Source organism: Ruminococcus sp. N15.MGS-57, assembly GCF_000980385.1.
GTDB lineage: Bacteria > Bacillota > Clostridia > Oscillospirales > Ruminococcaceae > Hominimerdicola > Hominimerdicola aceti.
This window is the reverse complement of record NZ_LARF01000094.1, coordinates 1-1,660: the sequence shown is the minus strand read 5'-3', so window position 1 is coordinate 1,660 and position 1,660 is coordinate 1. Positions and strand designations below refer to the sequence as shown.

Genomic DNA, 1,660 nt, shown 5'->3' with positions numbered 1-1,660 from the left:
ACCGCCTGAACTGAAACATCTAAGTAGGGCGAGGAAGAGAAATCAACCGAGATTCTGTGAGTAGTGGCGAGCGAAAGCGGAAGAGGCTAAACCATAGGTAGCAATACTTATGGGGTTTCGGACAGCATTTAGTATTGATAATTTCTAGTTGAAACGTGTGGGAAAACGTACCGAAGAGTGTGAGAGTCACGTAAGCGAAAGAGAAAGTCAGCGAGCTGTATCCAAAGTACCGCGGGACACGTGAAACCCCGTGGGAAGATGGGGGGACCATCCTCCAAGCCTAAATACTACCTAATGACCGATAGCGAATAGTACTGTGAAGGAACGGTGAAAAGAACCCCGGGAGGGGAGTGAAAAAGAACCTGAAACCCTATGCTTACAAGCACCGAGAGCACGTCAAAGTGTGATCGGGTACCTTTTGTAGAATGGTCCGGCGAGTTATTGTATGCGGCAAGGTTAAGTGCTTAAGGCACGGAGCCGAAGCGAGAGCAAGTCTGAATAGGGCGAGTAAGTCGTATGCAATAGACCCGAAACCGAGTGACCTATCCATGTCCAGGCTGAAGTGGAGGTAAAACTCCATGGAGGGCCGAACACACGTCCGTTGAAAAGGCCGGTGATGAGGTGTGGATAGCGGAGAAATTCCAATCGAACTCGGATATAGCTGGTTCTCTCCGAAATAGCTTTAGGGCTAGCCTCGTGAAAGATTACTGGAGGTAAAGCACTGAATGGGCTAGGGGTCGAAAGATTACTGAACCCTATCAAACTAAGAATGCCAGATAATTGATTCACGGGAGTCAGACAATGTGAGATAAGTCTCATTGTCAAAAGGGAAACAGCCCAGACCCACAGCTAAGGTCCCTAAACATTGTTAAGTGGAAAAGGATGTGGGGTTGCATAAACAACCAGGATGTTGGCTTAGAAGCAGCCACTCATTAAAAGAGTGCGTAATAGCTCACTGGTCGAGTGACCCTGCGCCGAAAATTCAACGGGGCTAAACAATGTACCGAAGCTTGGGATTCTAAAGTAATTTAGAGTGGTAGGAGAGCGTCGAATAAGGGGTGAAGTCAGAGCGGAAGCGCTGGTGGACTTTATTCGAGTGAGAATGCCGGAATGAGTAGCGAGAATTATGTGAGAATCATAATGGCCGAAAATCTAAGGTTTCCTGAGGAAGGTTCGTCCGCTCAGGGTAAGCCGGGGGCTAAGGCGAGGCGGAGACGCGTAGCCGATGCACATACGGTTGAAATTCCGTAGCCACCGAAAGATTTAAGTACAGGGACGCTTTAGAAGTGATGTAGCCGGGCGATGGTTGACCCGGTCGTAAGGGATCGAAAATGAGTAGAGAAGTCATCATGGAAAGAGACAAGAAAAGCTGTATGTATATTTTAGGTGCCCGTACCGCAAACCGACACAGGTAGATAGGAAGAAGATTCTAAGGCCAACGGGAGAAGGGTTGTTAAGGAACTCGGCAAGTTGACCCCGTAACTTCGGAATAAGGGGTGCTCATGAAAGTGAGCCGCAGAGAATAGGCCCAGGCAACTGTTTACCAAAAACACAGGTTTGTGCTAAATCGAAAGATGACGTATACGAGCTGACGCCTGCCCGGTGCTGGAAGGTTAAGAGGAGATGTGCAAGCATTGAATCGAAGCCCCAGTGAACGGCG

The 1,660-nt window shown here is 48.6% G+C and carries 1 rRNA gene; it reads left to right on the top strand.

What is annotated here, in order from left to right:
• Window positions 1–1,660, top strand: a 23S ribosomal RNA gene (locus tag WS40_RS10480); the annotation flags it as partial.